This window comes from Hymenobacter agri, from assembly GCF_054778495.1.
On record NZ_BAAGZM010000372.1, the window covers coordinates 1 to 4,231 of the forward strand.

Below are 4,231 nucleotides of genomic sequence, written 5' to 3' on the forward strand. Positions count from 1 at the left end.
CGGGCACCGGCACCGGGGCCAGCAGGCGGCGCAAATCCTGGGCCTGAGCCGGGAAAAAATCCATGGCGCAGCCCGCGAAGCTGGGGGTGTCGCTGGGGCCTTCGCTCAGCACCTGGCAGTGGTAGTGGCGCGGGTCGTGCACGAGGTGCTGGTAATACAGCTCACGCACGGCCTCGCGCGGGCCTTCGAGGAGCTGCAGAAAGCGGCCGTCGGGGGTGTAGAGCAGGATGCTGCTAAGGCCGCGGCGCTGGTTGCGGGCGCGGGCACTGGCCAGCAGCGCATCCAGCTCGTGGGTTTCGAAGGGGATGAGCGAATAGCTTTGGTAAAGGAGTTGGTATGTGCTCATAGGCGGCAACGGGAATAAGCGGTTGCGTGACGAACAAAAGACCGGTAGCCAGCCGCTGGAAGAGTAATTGGGGCCGGGCTCGGATGACTCCGAGGGCAACAATATTAGTGAAAATATTAAAAAGAAAATATTATGCTGGAATAAAATTATTATGATGAAAAACGAATATTGGTTAATTGCTGCAATTGCAGCCAAGAGGGCGTACATTTCTCAGGGTTCATTACTTTGCTGCTCATCCCTCCGCTATGAAACAACTTGCCCTGGCGCTGCTACTGGCTGCGCCCGCCGCCGTGGCCCAAACCACGCCCGCCATCATTCCGGCCCCCACGCCGCCCGCCCCCGCGCCCGACCCGGCCTGGCACAAGTCGTTCAAAACCGGGGCGGGGCTGAACGAGTCGGCCCTGAGCTCGAACTGGAAGGGGGGCGGCGTAACGACCATCGGGTTCAACGCCCTGCTCAACGCCAAGGCCAACCGCAAAGTGGGTCCGCACAGCTTCGATAACGAGGCTGATTTTCTGTTTGCCTTCGCCCAAACCAAGGGCCTCGGATACCGCAAGGGGCAGGACCGGCTGTACCTCGACACCAAATACGGCCGCGCCCTGAACACGCGCTGGGACATGTTTTTGTCGTTGAACCTGCTCACCCAGTTCGCGCCCGGCTACAAGTACGACACCGACGCCGCTGGTAACCCGCGCGCTACGCTCACGTCCGGCTTCTTTGCGCCGGCGTTCATCACCGCGGCCTACGGGTTTGAGTACCACCCAGCCACTTATTTCCACGTGCGGCTGGCGCCCTTTGCGCCGCGCCTCACGGTGGTGCGCGGCGTCGAGCGCTTCATCACCGAGCCCGGCCAGACGCCCTACGGCGTGAACCCCGGCCACAGCACCCGCTTCGAAGTGCTGGCCGCGCAGGTGCTGGCCGAATTCGACAAAAACCTGAGCGCCAACGTCAACCTGAAAGCCCGCTACCTGCTGTTTGCCAATTATAAGAACCTGAATTTCCGCGAAATCGACCACCGCCTCGACGTGGCCCTCACCGCCAAAGTGGGCAAGTACGTGAACGTGGCCGTGAACGGCATCGCCCTCTACGATTTTGACCAGGACTCCGGCGTGCAGTACTCGCAGGGCCTCACGCTGGGCGTGGCCTACGCCTTCCAGAACTACGTGGACGCGAAGAAGTAAGGGCCGCCTAACGAGCTGCTTGCAGTAGCTCGGCTATTTTGCCGGCCATTTTGTCGAACTCGACCTGCGAAAACCCCACTGAAGTGTACACCACCCGGCCTTCGGCATCGAGCAGGTAGTTGCGGGGAATGTACTCCGAGGCAAAGAGCGAATAGACGGTCCGCTTTTCGTCGGGGTAAAACGGCAGGTCGAATTTTTTCTGGGTTTTGAAGGCCGTAATCTCGGCCTGTGAGTGCTCGCGCCCAATTACCAGCAGTGCAAATTTTGAATTGTTGTGGTAGCGCTGCTGCAGTTCCTGCACGTGGGGCAACTCCTGCATGCAAGGCCCGCACCAGGTAGCGAAAAAGTTGATGAGTACGATTTTGCCCTTCAAATCGGCAGAGCGCACGGTACCGGCATCGTTCTGCACCGTGAAAGCCGGCGCAACCTGGCCCACCTGTACTTCGGGCGCTTGCCCAAACGAACGAAGGCTGCACAGCAGCAGCAACCCGAGGAACCAGTAGTTTTTCATGGCAAGGGAAAAGGAGAACGGTGTGCCGGCTACAGCCTGTTGGGGCGATAATCGGCCAATTTAGCGCACGAATATCCTCAGTCGGTTTGGAAAGAGGCAAATAGCAAATTGCGGCTTCGCGCACGCAGGCAGCTACCATGGTAAAATTCGGCTGGTCGGGTCCGCGCACAGCCGTTCAGGAAGCCTCCGCCTCTGCCAGCATGGGCAGCGCCAGCTTAGGGGCTGCTAGCGGGCTGCCGGGGGCCGGGGGCCAAAAAACCGGGTGCCGTTTACCTCCTTTTTCAGCTCCACCTCGCCCGAAGGCACGGTTGGTCTTTGCTGGTTTTTTATTGAATGCAAATAGGCCTTCAAAAGCCAGCGCACCTGGGGCGTGCCGTGTTGCGCGGCCTGCCTGATTTCGTAGGCAAAAGCCCGGACAAAGAGGGAATCGTTACCAAAATTACCAAACGTGGCAATTTTACTTGCGGTCAGGTTAACAGAGTCACCATACGCGTACGGCAAATCTTCAAGCTGATAAGTGCGCGTCGTGTCATTCCATTGGTAATAGACATTGTCCTCGCCTTGAATAAGCGGGATTTCCGGATGCGCGGCCCACGGCACGTCCTGTTTGAATACGGCCCCCGGAAAAAACGAATAGCGGTAAGTTGCCTGAAAGCTGTCGTCCTGTGTGCTGGCGAACTGGAGTTTTAACTCAATCTCTTGGTTCATAGCCGCGCCCCAGCCGTAAATGAGGCTATGGTTGGGAAGCTCCAGGCACAGTTGCACCTGGTTGTGGATGAGCTTGTAGAACCGGTATGAATTCCGGTGAATGCCCGAGCCGCTTTCCTGCAAAAAACGGGCGTAGAACAGCTTGTTGGCCGACCGGTTGTTCACGAGCACCAATTCCGGCTCCTCGTTGTGCACAAAAATGGATTCGTGGTGCAGCAGGTACCAGTCGCCGGCAATTTTTTTACAAACGAACAGCGTGGGGTCGCGCCGGGCATACCGCAGAATCCCCAGCAGCTCCTCGCCCGGCTCCTCGTCCAGATTCGCAAACAGCGGCGTCAGCTCGGCCGCCGGGCCAGGTTCCATGATGCCTTTGCCCACGTGTGGGTACTCGCTTTCCCCGTCCAGGGTATCGGGTTTGATGAACTGCTCAAATTGCTTGAGCAGTGGCAGGTTGTCGTGCTTGTAATCGTACCGGCGCACCTGCTCAATCCATTCGGCTGGTACCTGGGGGCCCGCAATCAGAGGATGCTTTTTGGCGGGGGCAGAACATTGCAGGCAGGAGAAACCTGCCAGTAGCAGCCAGCCGAAATGGCTGCGGAAAATCGGGGTTTGCATGGGACGGGTAGAAGCAAACGCGCAGTGCAACTGGGCACGGCCGTGGCCGAAGCCAAGGTAGGGGCAGAGCGTCGAAATCCGTCAGCGCAGCGCGTAAATCCGCTCGATTATTTCCACCACTTTCAGCCCTTCGGCGGCGTTGGTGGTGGCGTGGCTACGCTGCTGGATGGTGTCCACCACGTTTTCAATCACCTGCACGTGGTTGGCGGCCGAGCCCTGGAAGGCGCCGTAGTTGTTGGCCGGGTTAGTGGGGGCGAGCGCCGGCATCTGGTAGTCCTGGATGTGGCAGTATTCCACTTTGTCCATATACTGGCCGGCGATGCGCAGGCTGCCGCGCTCGGCCACCACGGTGAGGGAGCTTTCGAGGTTGCGGTCCCACACGGCGGTGCTGTAGCTGAGCGTGCCGCTGCCGCCGCGCACAAGGTCGAAAGTGACGAGGCCGCTGTCTTCGAACTCGGTGAGGCCCGCGTGGGTGAAGTCGCGGAAGCGGGCAGCGAGGTTGGTTACGTCGCCGAACACCCAGTACAGCAAGTCGACGAAGTGGCTGAACTGGGTGAAGAGCGTGCCGCCGTCGAGGGCCTGCGTGCCCTTCCAGCCGCCGGGGCGGTAGTAGCGCGCGTCGCGGTTCCAGAAGCAGTTCAGCTGCACCAGAAACACGCGGCCCAGCCGGCCTTCGTCCACCACCTGCTTCAGCCATGCCGCCGGAGGTGAGTAGCGGTTCTGCATCACACCAAAGGCCAGCCGGCCGGTTTCGCAGGCCGTGGCCACGATGGCTTCGGCATCGGCCACATGTAGGGCAATGGGCTTTTCGATGACGACGTGCAGGCCCGCGCGCAGCCCGGCCACCGCCTGCGCCGCGTGCAGGCCGTT

The 4,231-nt window shown here is 60.1% G+C and carries 6 protein-coding genes; 2 read left to right on the forward strand and 4 right to left on the reverse strand.

What is annotated here, in order from left to right; translation table 11 throughout:
- Positions 1–346 (reverse strand): BLUF domain-containing protein (locus tag ACYVDE_RS15865; RefSeq protein WP_460502520.1); only part of this gene is annotated, 346 nt, incomplete at its 3' end.
- A 245-nt stretch (positions 347–591) separates the two neighbouring features.
- Here ACYVDE_RS15865 and ACYVDE_RS15870 point away from each other — a divergent pair.
- Positions 592–1,527, forward strand: a complete 936-nt coding sequence (locus ACYVDE_RS15870) for a DUF3078 domain-containing protein (protein WP_460502521.1) — start codon at positions 592–594, stop codon at positions 1,525–1,527.
- 7 nt (positions 1,528–1,534) lie between these two features.
- On the opposite strand, the gene ACYVDE_RS15875 is transcribed toward ACYVDE_RS15870, so the two are convergent.
- Positions 1,535–2,038 carry a TlpA family protein disulfide reductase gene (locus ACYVDE_RS15875; protein WP_460502522.1) on the reverse strand — a complete coding sequence of 168 codons (504 nt, stop codon included), beginning with the start codon at positions 2,036–2,038 and terminating at the stop codon, positions 1,535–1,537.
- A 225-nt stretch (positions 2,039–2,263) separates the two neighbouring features.
- Positions 2,264–3,124, reverse strand: a complete 861-nt coding sequence (locus ACYVDE_RS15880) for a hypothetical protein (protein ID WP_460502523.1) — start codon at positions 3,122–3,124, stop codon at positions 2,264–2,266.
- Here ACYVDE_RS15880 and ACYVDE_RS15885 point away from each other — a divergent pair, their 5' ends adjacent.
- Entirely contained in the window at positions 3,125–3,322 is a 198-nt protein-coding gene (locus ACYVDE_RS15885) for a hypothetical protein (RefSeq protein ID WP_460502524.1), read from the forward strand.
- A 120-nt stretch (positions 3,323–3,442) separates the two neighbouring features.
- On the opposite strand, the gene ACYVDE_RS15890 is transcribed toward ACYVDE_RS15885, so the two are convergent.
- On the reverse strand, positions 3,443–4,231 hold a 789-nt coding region (locus tag ACYVDE_RS15890), incomplete at its 5' end, for a Gfo/Idh/MocA family protein (protein ID WP_460502525.1).